This is a genomic window from Gordonia rubripertincta, from assembly GCF_038024875.1.
Taxonomy (GTDB): domain Bacteria; phylum Actinomycetota; class Actinomycetes; order Mycobacteriales; family Mycobacteriaceae; genus Gordonia; species Gordonia rubripertincta.
On record NZ_CP136136.1, the window covers coordinates 923407 to 945320 of the forward strand.

18 protein-coding genes are annotated in these 21914 nt (G+C 68.8%); 9 read left to right on the forward strand and 9 right to left on the reverse strand.

The window, feature by feature from the left end; genetic code table 11:
• Window positions 1–2: 2 nt before the first annotated feature.
• Window positions 3–713, reverse strand: coding sequence for an LppU/SCO3897 family protein (locus RVF83_RS04120; RefSeq protein ID WP_157226826.1), 711 nt, complete (start codon window positions 711–713; stop codon window positions 3–5).
• Window positions 714–950: 237 nt separating this feature from the next.
• Here RVF83_RS04120 and RVF83_RS04125 point away from each other — a divergent pair, with 237 nt between their 5' ends.
• A complete protein-coding gene (locus RVF83_RS04125) occupies window positions 951–2006 on the forward strand; it encodes a zinc-dependent alcohol dehydrogenase family protein (protein WP_005196503.1) in 1056 nt (351 codons plus the stop codon).
• Window positions 2007–2085: 79 nt separating this feature from the next.
• Here RVF83_RS04125 and RVF83_RS04130 read toward each other — a convergent pair whose 3' ends face one another.
• From RVF83_RS04130 to RVF83_RS04140, 3 genes are all read right to left on the reverse strand, one after another.
• The gene (locus RVF83_RS04130; RefSeq protein ID WP_006868824.1) at window positions 2086–2865 is read right to left on the reverse strand and encodes an SDR family NAD(P)-dependent oxidoreductase; all 780 of its coding nucleotides are present in this window, start codon (window positions 2863–2865) and stop codon (window positions 2086–2088) included.
• An 81-nt stretch (window positions 2866–2946) separates the two neighbouring features.
• Window positions 2947–4632: a VanW family protein gene (locus tag RVF83_RS04135; protein WP_005196500.1), complete on the reverse strand. Its 1686-nt coding sequence runs from the start codon at window positions 4630–4632 to the stop codon at window positions 2947–2949.
• Window positions 4633–4900: 268 nt separating this feature from the next.
• The gene (locus RVF83_RS04140; protein ID WP_005196499.1) at window positions 4901–6214 is read right to left on the reverse strand and encodes an acetyl-CoA C-acetyltransferase; all 1314 of its coding nucleotides are present in this window, start codon (window positions 6212–6214) and stop codon (window positions 4901–4903) included.
• A gap of 89 nt (window positions 6215–6303) precedes the next feature.
• On the opposite strand from RVF83_RS04140, the gene RVF83_RS04145 reads away from it, so the two are divergent.
• Window positions 6304–7668 (forward strand): 3-oxoacyl-ACP reductase, encoded by a 1365-nt coding sequence (locus RVF83_RS04145; RefSeq protein ID WP_005196497.1) that lies wholly within the window; start codon window positions 6304–6306, stop codon window positions 7666–7668.
• Window positions 7668–8555, forward strand: a complete 888-nt coding sequence (locus tag RVF83_RS04150; protein WP_005196495.1) for a MaoC/PaaZ C-terminal domain-containing protein — start codon at window positions 7668–7670, stop codon at window positions 8553–8555. The genes RVF83_RS04145 and RVF83_RS04150 overlap by 1 nt, the downstream gene beginning before the upstream one ends.
• Before the next feature lie 100 nt (window positions 8556–8655).
• Here RVF83_RS04150 and RVF83_RS04155 read toward each other — a convergent pair whose 3' ends face one another.
• Both RVF83_RS04155 and RVF83_RS04160 read right to left on the reverse strand, forming a co-directional pair.
• The gene (locus tag RVF83_RS04155; protein WP_039880169.1) at window positions 8656–9258 is read right to left on the reverse strand and encodes a TetR/AcrR family transcriptional regulator; all 603 of its coding nucleotides are present in this window, start codon (window positions 9256–9258) and stop codon (window positions 8656–8658) included.
• A 99-nt stretch (window positions 9259–9357) separates the two neighbouring features.
• Complete coding sequence (locus tag RVF83_RS04160; protein ID WP_085950786.1) at window positions 9358–10557, reverse strand: glycoside hydrolase family 3 N-terminal domain-containing protein; 1200 nt, start codon at window positions 10555–10557, stop codon at window positions 9358–9360.
• A 29-nt stretch (window positions 10558–10586) separates the two neighbouring features.
• On the opposite strand from RVF83_RS04160, the gene RVF83_RS04165 reads away from it, so the two are divergent.
• The 5 genes from RVF83_RS04165 to RVF83_RS04185 all read left to right on the forward strand — a co-directional run bounded on the left by RVF83_RS04165 (window position 10587) and on the right by RVF83_RS04185 (window position 17651).
• Entirely contained in the window at window positions 10587–11144 is a 558-nt protein-coding gene (locus tag RVF83_RS04165; RefSeq protein ID WP_005196490.1) for a universal stress protein, read from the forward strand.
• A 67-nt stretch (window positions 11145–11211) separates the two neighbouring features.
• Entirely contained in the window at window positions 11212–12216 is a 1005-nt protein-coding gene (locus RVF83_RS04170) for a GlxA family transcriptional regulator (RefSeq protein ID WP_051989265.1), read from the forward strand.
• A complete protein-coding gene (locus RVF83_RS04175) occupies window positions 12213–12935 on the forward strand; it encodes a DJ-1/PfpI family protein (RefSeq protein ID WP_005196485.1) in 723 nt (240 codons plus the stop codon). The genes RVF83_RS04170 and RVF83_RS04175 overlap by 4 nt, the downstream gene beginning before the upstream one ends.
• A gap of 81 nt (window positions 12936–13016) precedes the next feature.
• Entirely contained in the window at window positions 13017–13217 is a 201-nt protein-coding gene (locus RVF83_RS04180; protein WP_005196483.1) for a DUF2613 domain-containing protein, read from the forward strand.
• 111 nt (window positions 13218–13328) lie between these two features.
• Window positions 13329–17651, forward strand: a complete 4323-nt coding sequence (locus tag RVF83_RS04185) for a DUF3367 domain-containing protein (RefSeq protein ID WP_005196482.1) — start codon at window positions 13329–13331, stop codon at window positions 17649–17651.
• On the opposite strand, the gene RVF83_RS04190 is transcribed toward RVF83_RS04185, so the two are convergent.
• A complete protein-coding gene (locus tag RVF83_RS04190; RefSeq protein ID WP_247602548.1) occupies window positions 17546–18889 on the reverse strand; it encodes an acyltransferase family protein in 1344 nt (447 codons plus the stop codon). The two genes, RVF83_RS04185 and RVF83_RS04190, sit on opposite strands and share 106 nt — an antisense overlap.
• A 44-nt stretch (window positions 18890–18933) precedes the next feature.
• Between RVF83_RS04190 and RVF83_RS04195 the strand changes: the two genes are divergently transcribed.
• Window positions 18934–20136 carry a DUF3068 domain-containing protein gene (locus RVF83_RS04195; protein WP_174351877.1) on the forward strand — a complete coding sequence of 401 codons (1203 nt, stop codon included), beginning with the start codon at window positions 18934–18936 and terminating at the stop codon, window positions 20134–20136.
• Between the two features lie 3 nt (window positions 20137–20139).
• Here the strand turns inward: RVF83_RS04195 and RVF83_RS04200 are convergent, their stop codons facing one another.
• Both RVF83_RS04200 and RVF83_RS04205 read right to left on the reverse strand, forming a co-directional pair.
• On the reverse strand, window positions 20140–20610 hold the full coding sequence (locus RVF83_RS04200; protein ID WP_005196476.1) for an SRPBCC family protein: 471 nt from the start codon (window positions 20608–20610) through the stop codon (window positions 20140–20142).
• Between the two features lie 57 nt (window positions 20611–20667).
• Window positions 20668–21858: a polysaccharide biosynthesis protein gene (locus RVF83_RS04205; protein WP_039880155.1), complete on the reverse strand. Its 1191-nt coding sequence runs from the start codon at window positions 21856–21858 to the stop codon at window positions 20668–20670.
• Window positions 21859–21914: the final 56 nt, after the last annotated feature.

Below are 21914 nucleotides of genomic sequence, written 5' to 3' on the forward strand. Positions count from 1 at the left end.
GGTCACTCGAGCAGCGAGACGCAGTATCCCGTCGGCTTCGGTTCGGCCACGTAGTACTTACCCTGTCCCGGCGGGCAATCCGGATCCCGGGACTCCTTGGTCTCGACCTTGAAGTTGGTCGCCTCGCCGGCCGGAATCGGCTGACCACAGTCGATCTCGCGGGCCTGGGCAAGGGACGTCGTATCCGCGCCCGACGATTCGGGCAAGTGGTAGCACTTCCCGGCCTGGAAGACCTGGGCGAGACACAAGACCTCCTTCTCGTTGCCGGCGAACCAGAACGTCGAATAGCTGAGCCCGCAACCGAATCGGGTGAACGACTTGCTGGCGACGACGTAATGGAAGTCCGTGGTGTCACATGAGATCTTCTCGGCCTTCAGCGAGTCCGACCCCGATGTCACCTCGAGACACTGCCCGCTCTCGACGTCGTCGGCGTTGTGGACGATCGAGCCGTCGGAGTTCCCGACCAGTGCCACCCCGCCGGCGATCACCGCACCCACGACGACAAACGCGAGGACGCCGAGCGTGATCCAGAGCCCCGTGTGACTCTTCTTCGGCGGCGGCGGTCCCAAAGGTCCCTGCGGATACCGGCCTCCCTGCGGTGGCAGCGGATACGGCGGGGGTGCGCCCTGAGGCGGGTGGCCCGGGTTCGGCGGATACGGCCCCGGTTGGCCCTGGTACCCGTAGCCGGGATACCCGGGTCCTGTCGGCGGCATGGTCACCCGGCGAGCCTAACCCGGCACACCCGTCCCGACCCTCGGCAACTGACAGACGCCCACAAACCCTCCCCTATTGGGCAGAATCGCCCCGTCGCGAGGGGCTGGGTTTGCCGAAAGGGGAGGCTTTGCGATTGCGGTCGCGTCTCAATACGAGATGGGCCGGGCGTGTCATCGCCGACGTCCCTAGCCTCGGAAAGTGGACCAGAAGGGCCGGGGACAACTCGAAGGAGAGTCATGAAGGCACTCGTCTTCCACGGACCGGGCGAGAAGAGCTGGGACGACGTCCCCGATCCGACGATCCTCCAACCCACCGACGTCATCGTGAAGATCGACGCCACCACCATCTGCGGCACCGACCTGCACATCCTCAAAGGTGACGTCCCCGCGGTCGAGAAAGGCCGCATCCTCGGCCACGAGGGAGTCGGAACGATCACCGAGATAGGCTCTGCGGTAACGACTCTCGCGGTCGGCGACCAGGTGATCCTGTCGTGCATCTCGGCCTGCGGCAAGTGCGACTTCTGTAAGCACGGGGTGCACTCGCACTGCCTCGGCGACGAGGGCGCGTCGGGTATCGGCTGGATCTTCGGTCACCTCATCGACGGCACCCAGGCCGAGTTCGTGCGCGTGCCCTACGCCGAGACCTCGGTCTACAAACTGCCGTCGGGGGTCACGCCGGAGCAGGGCGTGGTGCTCAGCGACATCCTGCCGACCGGGCATGAGATCGGTATCCGTTACGGCAACGTCAAACCCGGTGACGTGGTGGCCGTCGTCGGGGCCGGACCGGTGGGTCTCGCGACGATCGCGACGTCGGGACTGTACGGGCCGAGCCGCGTGATCGCGATCGACATCGACCCCAACCGCATCGAACAGGCCAAGGCCTTCGGCGCGACCGATGGCGTCGTGTCGTCGGATGCCGACTGGAAGGACCAGGTCCTCGCGATGACCGACGGCCTCGGCGTCGACGTCGCGATCGAGGCGGTGGGCATCCCGCAGACCTTCCAGATGTGTCTGGACGTCGTCCGGCCCGCAGGTCATGTCGCCAACGTCGGCGTGCACGGCGCCCCGGTGGAGTTCGCCCTCCAGGATCTGTGGATCTCCAACATCAACGTCTCGATGGGCCTGGTGAACACGGACACGCTCGGCGTCCTGCTCAAGCTGGTCGCGCAGCGTCGGATCGACCCCGACCTGTTCATCAGCCACCGTTTCGCCCTCGACGACATCATCGAGGCCTACGACGTCTTCGGCCGGGCCGCGGAGACCAAGGCGCTCAAGGTGGTCCTGCAGGCCTGAGCACGCAGACGCCGCACACGACCGAACCCACCACCCCGCAGGGGCAGTGGGTTCGGCGAGTGGTGATGTGTGCTGGTGACTACTTCGGAGGCATCCGGATGCCGCCGTCGACGCGGATCACCTCGGCGTTCATGTAGCTGTTGGTGACCAGCTCGACGACCATCGAGGCCAGCTCGTCGGGAGCGCCCAGACGGTGCGGGAACAGGACCGACTCGCCCAGCTTCGCCTTGAACGCCTCGGCGGCCTCGCCCTCGCCGTAGATCGGGGTGTCGATCAGGCCGGGGGCGATGGTGTTGACGCGGATGCCGACCGCGGCCAGGTCGCGGGCGACCGGCAGGGTCATGCCGACGACGCCGCCCTTGGACGAGGAGTACGACGCCTGGCCGATCTGGCCGTCGAAAGCTGCGACGCTGGCCATGTTGACGATCGCGCCGCGCTCGCCGTGGGCGTCGAGCGGCTCGTTGCGGCTCATCGCGGTGGCGGCGAGACGGATGAAGTCGAAGGTGCCGATCAGGTTGATCGCGATGACCTTCTTGTAGGCGTCCAGGTTGTGCGCCGAACCGAATTCGCCGTCGCGGCCGATGGTGCGCTGCGCCCAGCCGATGCCGGCCGAGTTGACCAGGGCACGCAGCGGGCCGAGTTCGGTGGCCGCGTTGATGGCGGCTTCGATCTGTTCGGTCGAGGTGACGTCCACACTGACGAAGACACCGCCGATCTCCTTGGCGAGCTCCTCCCCCTTGTCGGCGTTCAGGTCGGCGACGACGACCTTCGCACCCTTGGCCGCCAGCTGGCGGGCCGACGCGGCGCCGATGCCCGACGCTCCACCTGTGACGATTGCACTAGCTCCGTTGATATCCACGTCTCGGAATATATCGAACGTTCGTGAGATGTGGAACACATGCGGGGCACTGTTCCATTCACCTCACGGTACGAGCCGGGCTCAGATGCACTTGACGATCGGCTCCGGCGCGTAGCGCACGGTCCGGGTGTACCGGTTGACCTCTTGTCCGGTGCGGGCGTCGCGGACGATCCGCGTGTTCGACGTCGTGAAGCCCTTGCTGCCGCTGCTCGCGATGCAATCGTCGCCCTTAGGGAGCTTGATCCGCTCCGGCTCGGTGGGGTCGGTCCGCTCGCCGGTGATCGACTCGACCTCGAAAGCCTTGGTGCCCCAAAACCTCACGGTCACCGCAGACGGTGACCAGCTCGTCTCGATGAGCACACCGTGTCGGGTGTTGTTGCGGAACTTGAGGTCGATGGCGCCCTCGAAGACGGTGGCCTCCCGGGCCTCCGGATAGCGCGAGATGTAGTACGCGTGCTCGGTGTGGTCGACGTCCTCGAGTCCCGCGAAGTAGGCGGCGTTGTAGAGGGTCGTCGCGAACTGGGAGATGCCGCCGCCCACGGCCGTCGCAGCGCGGCCGTTGTTGATGATCGTCGAGTCGACGTATCCCTCGGCCGCACCTCGCGGACCGGTGTGCCCGTTGAGCGAGAAGACCTTGCCCGGCAGGACCAGCGCACCGTCGACCTCGGCCGCGACGAGGCGGATGTTCTCCCCGGAGGCGCTCGAGAAACCGTCGGTGGTGTACTCGCTGATCAGTTCGTTCACACCGAGTTTGCGGGCGGCGTCGGTGGTGAGCTTGGGGTCGACGTCGTCGTAGACCACATCGGCGGTGCGGTTGCCGCCGTCTGCGGTCGCGGTCGTCGCGAGCGCCTGAAGTGTCTTGCCCCAGTTGATCTTTGCGCCGGTGACTGCCGGCACGACGATCGGGCGGCCGCTCGCGAGGCTGAATCGTGCACTGACAGCGGGGAGTTGGGAGGGATCGAGCTCGGAGGCCAGCGATTTACGCGCCGTCGTCACATCGACGCGCGGCGTGAGTCCGCCCCGCCCGTCCGGTCCGAAGGTCAACATTGCCGCGATATCGCCTGCCGGGACCTCCACCGTGCGCTTGCGGCGGTCGACCAGTTTCACCGGCGCCGACGTCGCGCGGTCGGCGGGGCCGGCCACGGTGGCGGCGACGACCTCGGAGGTGACGGTCGGCGAGAAGGGTTCCATCGGCAGGTCGACGGGTGTGCCGTCGAGCCAATGGTCGACGAGCACGGCCGCGGCGGCCTGGCGGGCGACGCGCTCACCCGGTGCCGGCTCGTCGCCGACCGGGGTGGCGCCGTCGTAGTGCACGCCACCTTCGACCGCGGCCTTCTCCAGCGAGCGGCGATGGGCGTCGAGGGCCGTGTTCATGGTGGCGGGATCGATTGTCACGACGGGCTCGACGTCGAGGTCACGGCCGAACAGGGAAAGGAAGCGGGTCACCGGGTTCCGCGGCTGTTCGCGGAGACGTGCACGGGTCGCGTCCGCGTCGAAGGTGAGCCCCAGCTCGGCAGGGGCAACTTCAGCCGATCCTTCGGGAGTTCGCAGGACGACCGGCTGCGTGGAACGCGTCGTCAGTTCTTCGATGACCGGGTCGAGCTCGACGGCGTCGCGGTTGCTCGCCGGAATCCCGCCGATGACGGCTCCACGGGCAGAGTGATCGCGGGTCACCACGAAGTCGATGGAGAGGGCGAGCGTCAGGATGACGACGACGACGACCGCAGCGCGTACCGCGTGGCGTGCTCGCCGGGCGCTCGTGGTCACAACTCCATCCATCACGGCTGACTACCTGGGCCAGTCGGGGTGGTGGCCGCAGAACTCATACCCCAGAAATGTAGGTGCTCCGGCTGAGCTGTCGGGTCGGGGGTCTGACAGCTCTGCCGGAGCTGTCTTCATGTTTACGCTACTTTTCGGCCGTTGACACGTCTGGGGCCACGTTTGGTCCGAACATGTGACGAAGGACCCCATTTCGAGGTCGACAAAGAGACGGATCGAGCGATTCGTCGCCCGATCCGTCTCCTTATCGAAGGGGTCAGCCCTCGATGATGGCGGTGACGCCCTGGCCGCCGGCGGCGCAGATCGAGATCAGCGCACGACCGCCGCCGTTCTCCTTGATCTGCTTCGCCGCCTGCGCGACGATGCGGCCTCCGGTCGCGGCGAACGGGTGACCGGCGGCGAGCGACGAACCGTTGACGTTGAGCTTGGACCGGTCGATGGGTCCGAGCGCCGAGTCGAGGCCCAGACGCTCCTTGCAGTACTCCTCGGACTCCCACGCCTGCAGCGTCGCGAGCACGACCGACGCGAACGCCTCGTGGATCTCGTAGAAGTCGAAGTCCTGCAGGGTGAGACCGTTACGGGCCAGCAGGCGCGGCACGGCGTAGGTCGGGGCCATGAGCAGGCCGTCGGGCCCGTTCACGTAGTCGACGGCCGCGGTCTCGCTGTCGACGAAGTACGCCAGCACCGGCAGACCGCGCTCGGCGGCCCACTCGTCACTGCCGAGCAGCACGGTCGATGCACCGTCGGTGAGCGGGGTCGAGTTGCCGGCGGTCATGGTCGCGTCGCCGAGGGAGACACCGAAGACGGGCTTGAGCTTCGCGAGCTTCTCCGCGGTCGAGTCGCCGCGCAGATTCTGGTCGCGGGTCAGGCCCATGAACGGGGTGATCAGGTCGTCGAAGAAACCGTCGTCGTAGGCGGCGGCCATGTTCTGGTGGCTGCGTGCGGCGAGCTCGTCCTGGTCGGCGCGCTTGATGCCGAATTCCTTGGCGGTGATGGCGGCGTGCTCGCCCATCGACATCCCGGTGCGCGGCTCACCGTTCTGCGGAATCTCGATCCCGAGCTTGGTCAGCAGTTTCGCGGCGCCGAGGATCTGGTCCTTGGTCGAGCGGGCACGGTTGACCTCGAGCAGCTGTCGACGCAGGCCCTCGCCCACGGCGATCGGGGCGTCGGAGGTGGTGTCGACACCGCCACCGATCGCGGCGTCGTAGCGGCCGCGGGCGATGCCGTCGGCGACGGTCGTGATGGCCTGCAGACCGGTGCCGCACGCCTGCTGGATGTCGAAGGCGGGGGTGTAGGGCGACAGAGCCGAGCCCAGCACCGATTCGCGGATGAGATTGAAGTCACGGGCGTGCTTGAGCACGGCGCCACCGGCGACCATGCCGAGCTGCTCGCCCTGCAGGTTGAAGCGGCTCACCAGGCCGTCGAGGGCGGCGGTGAACATCTCCTGGTTGCTGACCTTGGCATATGCCTTGTCCTGGCGGGCAAACGGAATGCGGTTGCCGCCGAGGATCGCCACCGGGCGCTCGGTGCGGGTCTCGGGCTTCTTCGGGGTGGTGCTGTTGTCTGCCACGTCGATCTCCAGGGTCGTGTGCGGTATCTATAGCGTATTCTTACTCAACAGTAAGTTCGTTGTCGAACGACAGTCAGAGGAGATCCAACATGGCCGCCAACGGAACAACTGGCCTGTACTCGAGCTTCGTCCATTCCGGCCCGGGCGCTTTCATCGCCAAGCAGGCCGGCCTCCCCGTCCCGCCGCCCCTGCGGCGGTACAAGCCGTCGGAGCCGCCGCTGCCGGGTCCGGTGCTGCTCGGAGGCTCGGGGCGCCTCGTCGAACCGCTCCGGGAGATGCTCTCGGGCGACGATTACGACCTCATCCAGAACGCCCTGACCGGCCGTAGCGCCGACAAGTACGGCGGCCTGGTCTTCGACGCCACCGGCATCACCTCCCCGGCCGAGCTGCGTCAGTTGTTCGAGTTCTTCCAGCCGGCCATGCGCTCGACCGCGCCGTGCGCGCGCTTCCTGGTCATCGGCACCACGCCGGAGCTGGTGACCGACCCGTCCGAGCGTGTCGCGCAGCGGGCCCTCGAGGGCTTCACCCGCTCGCTCGGCAAGGAGCTGCTCAAGGGCTCCACCGTCCAACTCGTGTACGTCTCGCCGGACGCCAAGACCGGCCTGAGCGGCCTGGAATCGACCGTACGCTTCGTGCTGTCGGCCAAGTCCGCTTTCGTCGACGCACAGGTCATCCGCGTCGGTTCGGCCGACGCGACCGCCCCGAAGGACTGGGATCGTCCGCTGGAGGGCAAGGTCGCCGTGGTCACCGGCGCCGCCCGCGGCATCGGCGCGACCATCGCCGAGGTCCTCGCGCGCGACGGCGCCCACGTCATCGCCGCCGACGTCCCGCAGGCCGGGGACGCGCTGTCGGAGACGGCCAACAAGGTCGGCGGCACCGCGTTCCCGCTGGATGTGACCGCTCCGGACGCCGGCGACAAGCTCGCCGAGCACGCCCTCGAGCGCCACGGCGGCATCGACATCATCGTCAACAACGCCGGCATCACCCGCGACAAGCTGCTCGCCAACATGGACGACGCCCGCTGGGACGCCGTCATCGCGGTGAACCTCATCGCTCCGCAGACCCTCGTCGAGAAGCTGCTGGAGAAGGGTGCACTCCGTGAGGGCGGCGCGGTCATCGACGTCTCGTCGATCGCCGGCATCGCCGGTAACCGCGGCCAGACCAACTACGGCGCATCGAAGGCCGGTGTCATCGGCCTGGTCGACGCCTACGCGCCGATCCTGGGCGAGAAGGGCATCACCATCAACGCCGTCGCCCCCGGCTTCATCGAGACCAAGATGACCGCGGCGATCCCGCTGGCCACCCGCGAGGCTGGTCGCCTGATGAGCTCGCTGCAGCAGGGCGGCCAGACCGTCGACGTCGCCGAGACCGTCGCCTACTTCGCCAACCCGGCGAGCTCCGCCATCACCGGCAACGTGGTCCGTGTCTGCGGCCAGGGATTCCTGGGTGCGTGATGGGTAAGACGATCACCCTCCCCGGCGCCCCCGGCACCGGCGAGCTCTACGGCAAGGCAGTCACCGGGATGCTGCCGGGTATCGGCAAGCCCGCCCGCGTCCCGGCCGACGCCCCCCTCCCCGACACCCACTACCGACTCGACGACGTCCGCGTCGATCCCGCTGCGCTGCAGGCGTATTGCCACGCGACCGGTCAGCGCTTCGGCGCCACCCTGCCGGTGACGTACCCGTTCGTGCTGCAGTTCCCGGTGGTCATGAAGCTGCTGACGTCGGACGAGTTCCCGTTCGGCGCAATCGGTTCGGTCCACATGACGAACACGATCGAGCGGAAGCGACCGATCGAGGTCGGCGAACCGCTGTCCATCGAGACCCATGCCGAGAACCTGCGTGAGCATCGCAAGGGCATCCTCGTCGACGTCATCAGCGAGATCAGCGTCGGCACCGAACTGGTGACCAGGCAGACGGCGACCTTCCTCAAGCAGCAGCGGACCACCCTGTCCGACGAGCCGCGCGGTCCCGAGCCGAAGTCGAAGACCCCGCCGCCGCCGGATTCGGTTCTGGCCGTGGACTTGGGGCGCATCCGCGAGTACGCCGCGGCGTCGGGCGACCGCAACCCGATCCACATGGCGAACCTGACGGCCAAGGCCTTCGGGTTCCCCAAGGCGATCGCCCACGGGATGTGGAGTGCCGCAGCGGCGATCGCGAACGTCGAGGCCCAGCTGCCCGGCGCGGTCACCTACGACGTCAAGTTCGGCAAGCCGATCCTGCTGCCCGCCAAGGTGAACCTCTACACCCGCCGCATCGACGGTGAGGGCAACTTCGACATAGCGATCCGCGACCGTCGCAAGGGATTCCCGCACCTCACCGCGACCACACGGAAGGGCTGATTTTCGCTCCCGCTTAACCGTTTCCTTCCCGCTTATTGCGCTCAATAAGCGGGAAGGAAACGATCGAGCGGGAAGAAGCGCGGCCTCGCGGGGGCTGCGCTCAGATGTCGGTACCGACACCCTTCAGGCCGCGCCAGGCGATGCCGACGAGCATGTTGGTGGCCTTCTCGAGGTCGACGTCGCCCTCGGTGATGCGGTCGGCAACCGCCTCGCAGGCGCCGACGATGGCGACGGCGGTGAGTTCGAAGTCGATGTCACCGGCGGTCTCGACGGTGGTACCGGCCTTGATGAGTGCGGCGACCATCTCGGTGACGCGCTGACGGCTGTCGGAGACGATGCCGGCGAAGCTCGCGGTGCCGATCGCCACGCGGTACAGCACACGCCAGGACTCCCGGTTCTCGTGCACGAAGCGGAGGAACTCGCGGATGACGGTGACGGCCTGCTCGCGCTGAGTGAGTGACGGGTCGAAGCCGACGCTCATCGCGTCGATGAACAGTCCGGACTCACGGGCGATGCAGGCGCTGAACAGCTCCTCCTTGGAGCCGTAGTACAGGTACAGCATCGGCTTGGAGATCTGCGCCTCGGACGCGATGGCATCCATCGAGGTCTCGCGGAAACCGTTCTGCGCGAACACCTTCACGGCGGCGTCGAGCATCTGCTGCTCACGCACTGCACGCGGCAGGCGCTTGGTTCCGCCCGACATGGCCGCCTCCATCCTCGATGTCGTGTCCGAACGACGATACCCAACAAACTTACCAATCGGTAAGTTCAACGAGCGCTCGGGTTGCTCCGGACAGACTACTCAGCAGGTGATGACGCCCTTGGACCGGAGGATGCGGGTCACCTTCGCGTCGAGGCGAGCGGGTGCCAGGCGGCCGCGCTTCACTGCGGTCTCGAGGTTGTCCAGGACCGACGAGACGCGGTCGGTGGACAGCCACAGCGCGACGTCGCCGCCGGCGAGGATGAACTTCTCGACGGCCTGCTCGATCGGGTAGCGCTGGCTGATCGCCGCCATGCCCGACAGGTCGTCGGAGTAGATCACCCCGTCGTACCGCGGACCGTTGTAACCCTCACCGGTCCGCAGCATCTGGATGGCCGGCCGGCTGATGGACGACGGCAGGCCCTCGGTCAGCCCGGGCACGATGAGATGGCCGACCATGACGCCCGCGGTACCCGGGTCGCGCAGCAGATTGCGGAAAGGCACCAGGTCGCTGTTCTGCAGCTCGGCGAGCGACGGCACGGTCACGACACCGAGGTGCGAGTCGCCGGAGCCGTGGCCGTGCCCGGGAAAGTGCTTGTACACCGGCGTGATTCCGGCTTCGGCGAGACCCGCGGCGTAGGCGGCCGCGTACTCGGTGACGACGGCCGGGTCGTTGCTGAACGAGCGATCGCCGATGACCTCGTTGTCGGATTCGTCGCTGACGTCGGCGACAGGCGCGAAGTCGACGGTGATGCCGAGCTTCTTCATCTGACGACCGACGCCGGCGGCGATCTCCTTCACCTGCTCGGGCGTCTTCGTCTGCGCCAGTTCTCGAGGAGACGCGTTGTCGATGCCGAGTGCCGACAACCGCGACACCCGCCCACCCTCGTGATCGACCGTGACCATCAGCGGGATCGACGAGTTCTGCGAGATCCGTGATGCCGCACCGCTCGTCAGGATCGCCTTGTCGGTCCAGCTCCCGACGAAGATCCCGCCGATCTCCTCGTCCTCGACGATCTGCTGCGCGTCGTCGGCACCGGTGACACCCACGACGATCAGCTGGGCCAGCTTCTGCCGCAGCGTGAGCTTCGCGAGTTGTTCTGCGCCACAGGGATTTGCGACGGCGGTCGTCGTCGCGGCGACCGATGACGGGGACGCCGAGGGCGAGCTGTACGCGGACGGCGTGGGCGGTGCGGCCTCGGGCGACGACGAATCACAGGCCACGAGACCGAGACCCAATGCCGCGACCGTCGCAGTCGTCAGCGCGTTCCGAATCCAGCGAGGTCGTCGAGTTGGGCCCATGGCTCGAGTCTGGCATGTAACCTGAGCAAATGGACGTGGGGTCCATCTCGGCCGGGTCCGCGACCGCCCCCAGCGGTCGCGGTGACAACCGCGCCAGACAGACGTTGATGATCGCCTACGACGGCTCACCGAACGCCGATCGGGCGATCCGTTATGCCGGACACTTCCTGCGCGCCGAATCGGCAGTCGTCGTGACCGCCTGGCAGCCCGGCGGCATGACCCCCGCCCGGATGTCCACCCTCGCCGGCGGCATGCAGCCGTTCGTCGACACCCAGCTCGACGCCGGGGTCGACCGCGCACTCGAGGACGAGGCCACGAAGATCAACGAACGCGGTTTGGCCCTGGCCCGCGAATGCGGACTGTCGTCGAGGGGCACGCTCGTCGAGGTCGAGTCGACCGTGTGGGGCGCGCTCGTCGCCGCGGCCGAGGCCCTCGACGTCGATCTGCTCGTCACCGGGACGCGCGGGGCGTCGGGCCTCAAGGCATTGCTGCGGTCCAGCGTCGCCGAACGCGTCCTCAAACACTGCCATCGACCGGTGTTCATCGTCCCGGCCAAGTGCGAGCGGGAACCAGAGCTGACGCTGTAGTCCCGATGTCCTCAAGTGTGGGATGCATGTCCTGGCCGACATGAGCCGAGTCGGCCACGATGGGCTCATGACACGAACCGTGCTGGTCCTAGGGTTTCCCTGGGTGCAGTCGCTCGACGTGACAGGACCGGCCGATGTCTTCACCACGGCGTCGATCGCCCTCCGTGATCAGGGGTCGCCCGTCACGTACGACCTGCGGTTGGTGTCGCAGCACGGGCAGCCGATCGACACGGGCGTCGGACTGCAATTCGGCGCCCACCCACTGCCAGATCCCGCCGAACCCGTCGACACCCTGCTGCTGCCCGGCGGCACAGGCGTCCATCGGGCCGTCGACGACGCCGACCTCATCGAGTGGATCCGGGTGGCGGCCACCCGGGCGCGGCGCGTCATCAGCGTCTGCAACGGCGCCTTCCTCGCCGCCGAGGCCGGTCTCCTCGACGGCCGGCGCGCGGCGACGCACTGGGCCATGGCCGAGCACCTCGCCGAGCGATACCCGACGGTGCAGGTCGACGCCGAGGCACTGTTCGTCCGCAGCTCCGATCACGTCTGGACGTCCGCCGGCGTCACCGCGGGCATCGACCTCGCCCTCGCCGTCGTCGAAGAAGATCACGGCACCGAGCTCGCCCAGCTGGTCGCCCGCTGGCTGGTCCTCTACATGCGACGCCCCGGCGGGCAGAGCCAGTTCGCACCACCGGTCTGGATGCCGCGGGCGCGACGCGACGTGATCCGCGAGGCGCAGCAACGCATCGAGGCCGAACCCGGACTGCCCCACCGCCTTCCCGACCTCGCGCAGGAAGCCGCGATGAGTCCTCGCCATTTCTCCCGCGTCTTCACCGAGGAGACCGGCGAACCGCCGAGCGACTACATCGAGCGGGTCCGCACCGAGGCGGCTCGTCGTGCATTGACCGAATCCTCCGACACCATGCCGGTGATCGCCGCGCGGTGCGGGTTCGGCTCCTCGGAGTCGATGCGTCGCACGTTCGTCCGACGTCTCGGTGTTTCCCCGATCACTATCGCAAGACCTTTCGCTGACACCGCAGCATCATCACCGAACAGACAGGCATACCCATGACGCAGATCGCGATCGTCCTCTACCCGCGGTTCACCGCCCTCGACCTCATCGGCCCCTATGAGGTGCTCCGCCTGCTTCCCGACGCGGAGGTCCGGTTCGTCACGCACGAGGCCGGACCGGTCGCCGCCGATTCCGGTGTTCTCCTCATCGGCGCGACGCATTCGTTCGACGAGACGCCATCACCCGATCTGATCCTCATCCCCGGCGGCGCGGGGTGTTTCGGCGCGGCGAAGGACGACAAGCTCCTGGATTGGCTTCGTGCTGTCAGCCCGGGCGCGCAATGGACGACGTCGGTCTGCACCGGCTCGGTGGTCCTGGCCGCCGCCGGACTGCTGGACGGTCTCCGCGCGACCACCCACTGGTCGTCGCTGACCGCGTTGTCCCTCTATGGCGTGACCGCGGTGTCGGACGAGCGCATCGTGCGCGCCGGCCCCGACGAACGCATCGTGACCGCGGCCGGCGTCTCCGCCGGCATAGACCTCGCGCTATGGCTCGCCGACGAGATCGCCGGGACGAAGAAGGCCGAGGCGATCCAGCTCGCCATCGAGTACGACCCGCAACCGCATCTGGACTCCGGTCACCGGTCGAAGGCGTCGACCGGCACGATCACGGCGTCGACGCTGCTGCTCAGCCGTGACGTCGACAAGCCGGAGGTGCTGAAGCTGAGCACCCAACTCCTGTGGGATCGAGCGCTGGCGAAGGCCCGCTCGCTCCGCTGACGACGAAACGCTGTGACGGAACCACCGGACATGCCCGGGTGACACCGGGGTGAGACGCCGCGCGATGGTAGTTTCTTCGCCATGACCAACAACCGCCTTGTGGCCGGCGCCGTCGCCGGAGTGGCCGGCATCCTGGTGGGACTCGGCGCGGTGTTCCTCGGCGGGTTCCTCGCCTCGGAGAACAGCCCGTCGACGGACCTGAACAACATCAATCCGAACAGCGGATTCGTCCAGGGTTCGGTCGACTACGGATCGCGCGGCGGCGCGGGCGAGACCAACTGACGCCCGCCCTCGACGCCGTGCACGGCGTCGGGGCCTTTCTGACGGCAGCAGCAACTGAGTAGTACATCGACCACCGCTCCGACAGGTGTCCTGTCGGCACGTGGGGTCGGTGTGGCTGCCGCGATCGCGCTCATCGTCTGCCTGCTGCAGTCCCCGGGCCGGATCGCCGCCGACACCAAGCTCGACCTGACGGCGAACCCGCTCGGGTTCCTCGCGCGGGCGGCACACCTGTGGACCCCGAATGCCCCGATGGGGCAGGTCCAGAACCAGGCCTACGGATACTTCTTCCCACACGGCGCCTTCTTCGCCCTCGGCGATCTGCTCTCGGTCCCGCCGTGGATCGTCCAGCGGTTGTGGTGGGCATTACTCCTCACCGTCGGCTTCGTCGGCATCGTGCGTGTCGCGGAGGCGCTGCGGCTGGGCTCGCCGGCGTCACGGATCATCGCGGGCGTCGTCTTCGTCCTGAGTCCGCGCGTCCTCACCACCCTCGGCTCGATCTCCTCGGAGACGCTGCCGATGATGCTGGCGCCGTGGGTCCTGCTGCCGGTCATCCGCGCTCTCGATTCCCCCACCACCGAGGGCCGTCCGCTCTGGCGAGAGGCCGCCCGATCCGCGGCCGCCGTCGCCCTGATGGGCGCGGTGAACGCGGTGGCGACGGCCGCCGCCCTCGGCGTCGCGGCCGTGTGGTGGCTTCTGCACAGGCCACGAGACCGCCGCTGGTGGTGCTTCGGCGCCTGGACCACGCTGGGGTTGGTCCTGGCGTGCGCGTGGTGGATCGTCCCGCTGCTCATCCTGTCCCGGGTCAGCCCGCCGTTTCTGGACTACATCGAGTCCGCCCGCGTCACCACGCAGTGGGCGTCGCTGACCGAGGTCCTGCGCGGCGCGAGTTCGTGGACGCCGTTCGTCTCCACCGAACGCGTCGCCGGCGCAGTCCTCGTCACCCAGCCGGCCGCGGTGCTGGCCACCGGAACGATCGCCGCGGCGGGACTCGCCGGCCTGTGCATGCGGCACATGCCGTTCCGCGGTCGCCTCGTGACGATCCTGGGTATCGGCCTGGTGATCATGTGTGTCGGCTTCGCCGGGGGTCTCGGGTCGCCGGTCGCCGAGCAGATCCGGGTGTTCCTCGACGGTTCCGGTGCGCCGCTGCGCAACATCCACAAGTTCGAGCCCTTCATCCGCATCCCGCTGGTGCTCGGCGTCGCGCATCTGCTGGCACGGGTTCCGTTGCCCGGCACCGTCTCGATCCGGGAGACGCTCTCCGCCTTCGCACACCCCCAGCGATCCCGGCCGGTGGCCGCGGCCATCGTGCTGCTGGTGGCGGTCATCGGTGCGGGGTCGCTCATCTGGACCGGGCAGCTCGCTCCCGCCGGTACCTACACCGCAATCCCCAACCACTGGAAGCAAACCGCGGACTGGTTGTCCGAACACAGCACCAGCCCCGACGGCTCGCCACCCGCGCGCACCCTCGTCGTCCCCGGTGCGCCGTTCGCCGACCAGCTGTGGGGTCTCACGCGTGACGAGCCCCTGCAACCGCTCGCCGACGCGCCGTGGGCCGTCCGCGACGCCATCCCGCTGACCCCGCCCGGAGCGATCCGCGCGCTCGACTCCGTGCAACGTGAGATCGCCGCCGGCCGTGGATCACCCGGCCTGGCCGAGACCCTCGCCCAGCAGGGCGTGGGCTTCGTGGTGCTGCGCGCCGATCTCAATCCCGACACCTCACGGTCGGCGCGACCACTCCTCGCACAGCAGGCACTCGACACCTCCCCCGGATTGACGCGAGTGACGCAGTTCGGTCCCCAGGTCGGCGCGCCGAGCGTCCGGGGTGTGAAGCGCGACAACGGTTTGCGACCCACCATGCCCGCCGTCCAGATCTACGCGGTCGAGGCCGACGGATTCGACGGCACCGGCCCCCTCCTCGTCGACGAGCAGGGCATGCCACGCGTGGCCGGCGGTCCGGAGGCCATCGCGGCACTCGCCGAAGTGCGTGCCCGACAGGGTCTTCCACCGCTCGGCCCGGTCCTGCTCGACGCCGATGCCCGACGCGCCGGGATCGCCGACGGCCCACTCATCGTCACCGACACCCCGAGCGACCGCGAAACCGACTTCGGCCGGGTCGACGACCACAGCTCCGCCATCCGGTCGGCCGACGATCCGCGGCGCACGCAGAACGCGGCCGCCGACTACCCGGTCGACGATCAGCCACTCGTTCGCGGGGAATGGTTGCTGGACAACCAGAGTGGCGAGGTCGAGGTGACGACGTCGGGCTCGGCCTCGGACGCGGTGCAACCGGGACAGACGTCCCCCGCGAACTCCCCCGCGGCGGCCTTCGACGGCAACCCGCAGACCGCCTGGGTCAGCGGCGGGCTCGAAGGGGCCGTCGGCCGGTGGATGCGGATCGGGTTCGACACTCCCCAGACGGATCTCGCATTGTCGCTGACCACCGCGAAGGCCCTCGGCTCGGATGTGACCAGCGTCCTGATCACCACCGAGGCCGGCAGCACCGTGGCGTCGGGGCTCGAACCTGGCAAGCCGACGACGGTGACCGCCCCGAGCGGCCCGACCCGCTGGATCCAGATCCGCGCGCTGCGCACCGAGGACGGCACGGCCGGAAACCAGTTCGCCCTGGGCGAGGTGGGGGTGTCGAACCTGCGAACCTCGACGCCTCTGCAGATCAGGTATCGCGTCGTCCTGCCCGAACTCGAGGCGGGCACCACGGTCGACCAATGGCTGTTGTACTCCGAGCTCAACGGGCGGGCCTGGTGCGTCGCCGATCCCGCCCGCGAGAAGACCCGCTGCGCACCGGGACTCGGCCTGTCACCGGAGTCGTCCTCGGTGTTCAGCCGCGCCCTGTCGGTTCCCGAGGACACCACGGTCACCCCGTCGGTCGTTCTCCGGCCACGTCCCGGCGACGCACTCGACCGACTGCTCGCCACACCGGGCGGCGTGACGGCCACCGGACCGCGACCGGTCACCGATCCCCGCGGGGGCCCGGCCGCCGCCGTCGACGGTGACCCCGGCACCGCATGGACCGCCCCGCAGATCCCCGACAAGGAGAAGTCCGAGGATCACGAAGACGACGAGGAGTCGGCCGACGACGCCACCCCGATGCTGGTCGTCCGACTGCCTGCCGAACAACGCGTCGAATCGCTGAAACTGCTTGCGCCGGAAGACTACCCGGCCACCCCGACCGAGGTCGCCGTCGATCTCGGCACCGGCGAACAGATCCGTGAGGTCGGCAAGGACGGCGTCCTGCGACTCGACCCGGCGGTCACCGACCGCATCGAGATCACCATCCGCGCACAGCGCGACCTGATCGACGTCAACAGCCTCGGATTCGCCACGCCCGCACCCCCGGGCATCGCCGAGGTCGAGGTCTTCCCGGCGCCGCGCGCAGCGGTCGACGGTGACCGGGTCGTCGAGATCCGTTGCAGCGATGGCCTCGGCATCACCGCCGCCGGCCAGGTGGTCGGCATCTCCGCGCGGACCACCACAGCCGCCCTGCGATCCGGGGAACCCCTGGTGGCCCGGGCCTGCGCGCCGGGCGAGCTACGGTTGCCCGCCGGACAGCAGGAGGTGTCCGTCAACCCCGGTCAGGCGTTCACCGTCGACGCGGTGTCGCTGACGGTCGGGGCACCCGTGGACGGGGCTGCGACAACCACACCGGACGTTTCCGAATGGACCGCGGCGAGTCGTGCGGTGCAGCTCGATTCCGGTCCCGAGCGCCTGCTCGTGGTCCCCGAGTCGACCAACCCGGGCTGGATCGCGCGGGTCGACGGCCGGGAGCTGTCGCCGGTGGTCGTGAACGGTTGGCAGCAGGGTTGGCTCGTGCCAGCCGGGGCGGCGGGGACGGTCGAGCTCACCTACCGGTTCGATTCGCTGTACCGCTGGTCGCTCGTCATCGGACTCGTGCTGATGGCCCTGCTGCTCGTCGCGGCCTGGTGGCCGTCGTCGCGACGGGAGACCGTCGCCGAACGGCGAACCGTGTCCGCCGGACGGTTCACGCTCACGGCCGCCGGTCTGGGGATTGTCGGCGCCTCGTGGCTGCTGTCGGGATGGTGGGGTCTGGCCGTCGGGATCGCGGTCGGTGTGGTCGCCGCGGCGATCCCACCGAAGGCCGGGGTGACAACGACTTTCGCGATGATGATGCTCGCCACCGTCGGCCTCACCGCCGGCCCGTGGCACTCCTCCGGCGGCTACCACGGCTGGGACTGGTGGGTTCAGTTGCCCGCGCTGGTCGCCGTGCTGATGACCGGTTGGCTGGTGTTCTGGTCGGCCGGGGAATCCGACCCTTCGAGGCTCGCTTCGCTCGCACCTCAGGGAGCAACGCCTCAGGGAGCAACGGGGGCCGGGGACGAATCGGCAGCCGCCCGGTTGCGGCGTCGTGTGTCGCGATTGCGCAACCAGTTCCGCGCCGGCTCCTCGATGAACGCATAGGACGCCGCAGCGATCCCGACCGAGAGTCCCAGCGTGATGACCAGGACCAGGAGGGTGCTCCCGTTGAACGGCACGATGCCGAACAGCGGGAAGACGACCGCGAGGACCGCGACGTGCCAGATGAAGATGCCGTAGGACCAGCGTCCCAGCGCGAGCATCACGCGTGAGGTGAGAAAACGGAACGGCCCCGGGTTGCAGACGAGCGGCGCGAGAAGCGCATAACCGCACAGCGCACCGAGGACCATTTTGGTGACGAACTCGATGTTGCTGACGTCGCCGAGTCCGGTCGGGCCGGCGAGGCGGGTGCACGCCAGCCCGTAGGCGACGACGAGGACCCCGAGCATCAGCCACCGGTTCGCGCTGAGCCGTATCGCCAGGTTCATCCACCGCGCGCGTGGTGCACCTGCGGTGTCGAGCACGCCCGCGACCTCCGCGAGGATCAGGCCGGCGACGAACCACGGCAGGTGACCGAACACCCAGTTCTTGGTCTCCACACCATCGGCAACGGGCAGCGAGGTGCCGACCCAGGCCCAGCCGAGGCTGACCGCGCCGAGCACCAGGAGCACCGGGATGCGTGCACCTGCCCATCGGCCCCGCAACCGCACCAGGGCGAGACCGATCAGCGGGAGCAACGCATAGAAGGCGATCTCGACCGACAGGCTCCACATCTGGGTGAGCCCCGCGGTCAGGGTCAGGGGCACGAAGACCTGGGTCAGGGTGAGGTTGGCGAGCCAGACGTCGAAGTCGGCCCCCTGCGCCTCCGGCAGGAGGAGCAGCACCAGCACGACCACCACCACGTACGCCGGCCAGATCCGCACGACTCGGTGCTTGAGATACCGCGGGATCGACGGATGGCCGGCACCTCGATGCGCGGCGTCGACCCATGGCCGCCACAGCAGGAACCCGGAGAGGCCGAAGAACAGCGCGACGGCGAGGTCGAGGCGGCCGAGCACCGGGCCGAGCACCGCGATCTCGACGGCCCGCGTCTGGAACGCCACGTGAGTGATCAGAACGCCGATCGCGGCCAGGGCACGCATGCCCTCGAGCTGCGGATAGAAGCGTCGCGAGGTGACCGCCGGACCGGCGGCGTCGGGATTCGACGCCCCGGAGCCGGAATCGGTGCTCGAAGCTGCGACCGGGTCGGCGTTCGATACGGCGACAGAGTCGGCGTTCGATGCGGCGACAGAATCGGCGTTCGATGCGGCGACAGAGTCGCGGGCGGAGTCGGTGCTGGTCATGCTGGTGACAGGGTAGCCCGGTGGCATCCACTACCCTCGCCACCATGTCTTCGGAGCCGTCCCCGGTGCCCCCACCCGCGGTGGAACAATCCGCGCCTCACCGCTGGTCGACCGCGGACCTCGCCGGACCGACGCTCATCTTCATCGGCAGCTTCCTGATCGCGGTGACCATCGCCCTGCCGACGCTGCTCGTCGGCAACTTCCGCGAGATCCCGCTCAGCACCGACTTCACCACGGTCGCCACCGCGCAGGACGCGACGATCCTCGACCGCTGCTCGCTCGCGACGCCTGCGGCACGAACCCTCGACGCCGACCTGGTCCGCCAGCAGCGGGTCGTCGCGGTGCAGCCGTCCGACGAACACCGCGTGACGCTGCAGGCCGGCACCTCGGTCCAAGCCGAGAAGCTGCGCATCGACGACCGAGCAGTCGAACCGGAGGACGCGCGACCGGGCAGTGACGCCGACGCCGACTCGCCGGACGCCTGCAACGATGTGACGATCAACGCGGTGAAGGACCGGGTGACGCTCGACCGGGAGACCGCCGAACCCCAGCTCTCGGCGCGCGGGGCGTCGGAGATCCAGTACGACAGCAACGAGGCGCCGGTACTGGTCCCCGACCGCCGCGGTTTCACCTACCTGCTGCCCTTCGACGCCAGCCTGACCGATCACGAGTTCTTCGACGTCGTCACCCGGACGACCGTGCCGCTGAGATACGACGGCGACACCGAGGTCGTCGGCAAGGACGTCGCCCGGTTCCGCGCCGAGGTGCCCGAGACCGACCTCGCCCGCGCCGCGTTCGGCAGGCCGGTCGGGACCGACGTCGTCATCACCCGACCGGCGTCGTGGTTCGGCATCGACGGACCACGACGCGACCTGACTGCCACGCTGCGACACCGCAGTTCATGGGACCTTGCCGTCGAACCGCGGACCGGCACGATCGTCGACGCGAAGATCACCGTCGACGAGTTCTACGCCTTCCCCGACGGCACTCCCGGTGTGCCCGCGGACTTCCGGCTGCCGCACCTGCGGGCGACCTTCGCCTACGACGACACCACGCAGTCCCAGATGTCGCGCCTGGCTTCGGATCTCGCGACGCCGATCACGATCTGGGGCCGCATCGTGCCGATCGCGACCGGTGTCCTCGGCGCCGCCGCGCTGGTTGTCGGAGCACTCCTGATCAACCCGGCGTGGCTGCCCGCGAGGTTCCGGCGTTCCGGCGGCGATATCACCGCCGGAACCGACGGATAGAACTCAGGAAGCAGCCTCGGCCGCGAGACGGCCGAGGGTGTCCTCGAGCTGGGACTCGGTCACGAGCGGGAACTTGACCTTCTCGAGGAGCTTCTTGTCGGTGACCTTCGACCAGTCGTAGGTGTGGCGGACCAGCGTCTCGCCGGGGCCCTGGGATTCCAGCTCCCACAACCACTCCCACCCGGGAGGCTCGGTGCCGGCGGGAGTCGTCTTCCACGCCAGCAGCTTGTCCTTGGCGTACCCGGTGACGTGGTTGTCGGTCTTGTACTCGCCGCCCATGTGGTCGCCCTCCATGTTCATCGTGAACACTTCGCCGACGTTCTGGATGCGGTCGGCGTGGTCGACGCCGCGGATGAACCCCGAACCGTCGAGGGCCTGATGCCTCTCGGGATTGGAGAGGACGTCGAACACCGCGTCGACGGGCGCCTCGATGACTCGTTGGACAGTGACCTTGGTGACTCCGTTGTCGCTCATCTGTCCACCCTGCCGAAACATCCGGAGCTCGGCAACGTCCCTGCTGAGACTCGCCGATCAGCGGGTGAGCGCCCACGTGACGACGGCCGCGATCGTCACCGCGACGGCCGCGGTGGCCGCCACCCCGACCACCGAACCGGCGACGGTGAGGATGACCACCACCTCGAGCCCCACGACGATCCAGGTCACGAAGGACACCCGGGTGCGATCGCGGGCGATGGCCGACAGCAGCACCACCTGGAGCACGGACAGGGCCGCGCCGATGTAGGCGAAGAGCCACAGGAGCGGGACGAGTTCGTCGTAACCGTCGCCGAAGACGATCGGCACCAATGGGCCCGCGAGCCCGGCGCCCAGGGTCAGGACCACGCCGACGCCGGCGACCACCGCCACCGCCTGCCGCAGCGAGACCCGAGACCTGGCGGGGTCGGCGAGGCGTGGGTAGAAGACGACGCCGATGGCCTGGGGCAGCCAGAACGCGACCTTGGTGGCGATCGCGCCGAGCGCGTACACCCCGACCGACTCGGCGTCGAGAACCCGGGGCGACAGCAGGAGATCCACCGACGACGCCACGATCAGCACCAGCTGCACCTGCGACGCGCGGACGACGCTGAGAACCCCGACCGTGCCCGCGTCCGACACCCGCTCCCCGACCTTCCCGACGACCGCCCAGACCACGACCGCCGACACCGCGGCGCCGATGGTCCCGGCCCGCAACCCACCCGCAGGACCGGCGCCCAGCACGAAGGCGCCGACGATCGGCACCGAGCGCAGGATCCCGACCGCGGCCAGCACCCACGACAGCGTCCGGAACTCGCCGCGCCCCTGCAGGATGCCCTGACCTGCGGCGACCAGGGCCAGTAACGGTGCCGCGCCGAGGGCGGCCAGCGTCGTCGCCACGCCCGTGCGCATCAGCAGCGCGACCAGCGGCGTCGCGACGGCGACCAGGACCACCACGTACAGCGTCGTCTGGATGCCCACCCGGCGGAGGCGCCGCTCGTCGCGCCCCAGGACGACCTCGCGGGCGACGACGTTCTGCAGCGCCAGTGCGGGCACACCCAGCACGAGCATCGCCGACAGCAGGACCGCGAACTCGCCGTACTCGCTGACGTCCAAGTACCGCGCGCTCGCCGCGAGATGCACCACGTACATGCAGATGTTGGCGACCATCGATCCGACGGCGACCGACCCGACGGCGCCGACGGTTCCCGACGAGGCCCCTTGTCGCCGGGTCGGACGGGTCTGCTGCATGGCACAAGTGTGCCGAGTTGGTACCGGCTCGCGCGCACAGGGTGCTTTGCACCGGT

Bases quoted from the DNA above. Each gene is read 5' to 3' on its own strand.
- RVF83_RS04120 (WP_157226826.1), bottom strand. From the start codon at position 713: ATGCCGCCGACAGGACCCGGGTATCCCGGCTACGGGTACCAGGGCCAA.
- RVF83_RS04125 (WP_005196503.1), top strand. From the start codon at position 951: ATGAAGGCACTCGTCTTCCACGGACCGGGCGAGAAGAGCTGGGACGAC.
- RVF83_RS04145 (WP_005196497.1), top strand. From the start codon at position 6,304: ATGGCCGCCAACGGAACAACTGGCCTGTACTCGAGCTTCGTCCATTCC.
- RVF83_RS04150 (WP_005196495.1), top strand. From the start codon at position 7,668: ATGGGTAAGACGATCACCCTCCCCGGCGCCCCCGGCACCGGCGAGCTC.
- RVF83_RS04155 (WP_039880169.1), bottom strand. From the start codon at position 9,258: ATGTCGGGCGGAACCAAGCGCCTGCCGCGTGCAGTGCGTGAGCAGCAG.
- RVF83_RS04160 (WP_085950786.1), bottom strand. From the start codon at position 10,557: ATGGGCCCAACTCGACGACCTCGCTGGATTCGGAACGCGCTGACGACT.
- RVF83_RS04165 (WP_005196490.1), top strand. From the start codon at position 10,587: ATGGACGTGGGGTCCATCTCGGCCGGGTCCGCGACCGCCCCCAGCGGT.
- RVF83_RS04170 (WP_051989265.1), top strand. From the start codon at position 11,212: ATGACACGAACCGTGCTGGTCCTAGGGTTTCCCTGGGTGCAGTCGCTC.
- RVF83_RS04175 (WP_005196485.1), top strand. From the start codon at position 12,213: ATGACGCAGATCGCGATCGTCCTCTACCCGCGGTTCACCGCCCTCGAC.
- RVF83_RS04180 (WP_005196483.1), top strand. From the start codon at position 13,017: ATGACCAACAACCGCCTTGTGGCCGGCGCCGTCGCCGGAGTGGCCGGC.
- RVF83_RS04190 (WP_247602548.1), bottom strand. From the start codon at position 18,889: ATGACCAGCACCGACTCCGCCCGCGACTCTGTCGCCGCATCGAACGCC.
- RVF83_RS04195 (WP_174351877.1), top strand. From the start codon at position 18,934: ATGTCTTCGGAGCCGTCCCCGGTGCCCCCACCCGCGGTGGAACAATCC.
- RVF83_RS04200 (WP_005196476.1), bottom strand. From the start codon at position 20,610: ATGAGCGACAACGGAGTCACCAAGGTCACTGTCCAACGAGTCATCGAG.
- RVF83_RS04205 (WP_039880155.1), bottom strand. From the start codon at position 21,858: ATGCAGCAGACCCGTCCGACCCGGCGACAAGGGGCCTCGTCGGGAACC.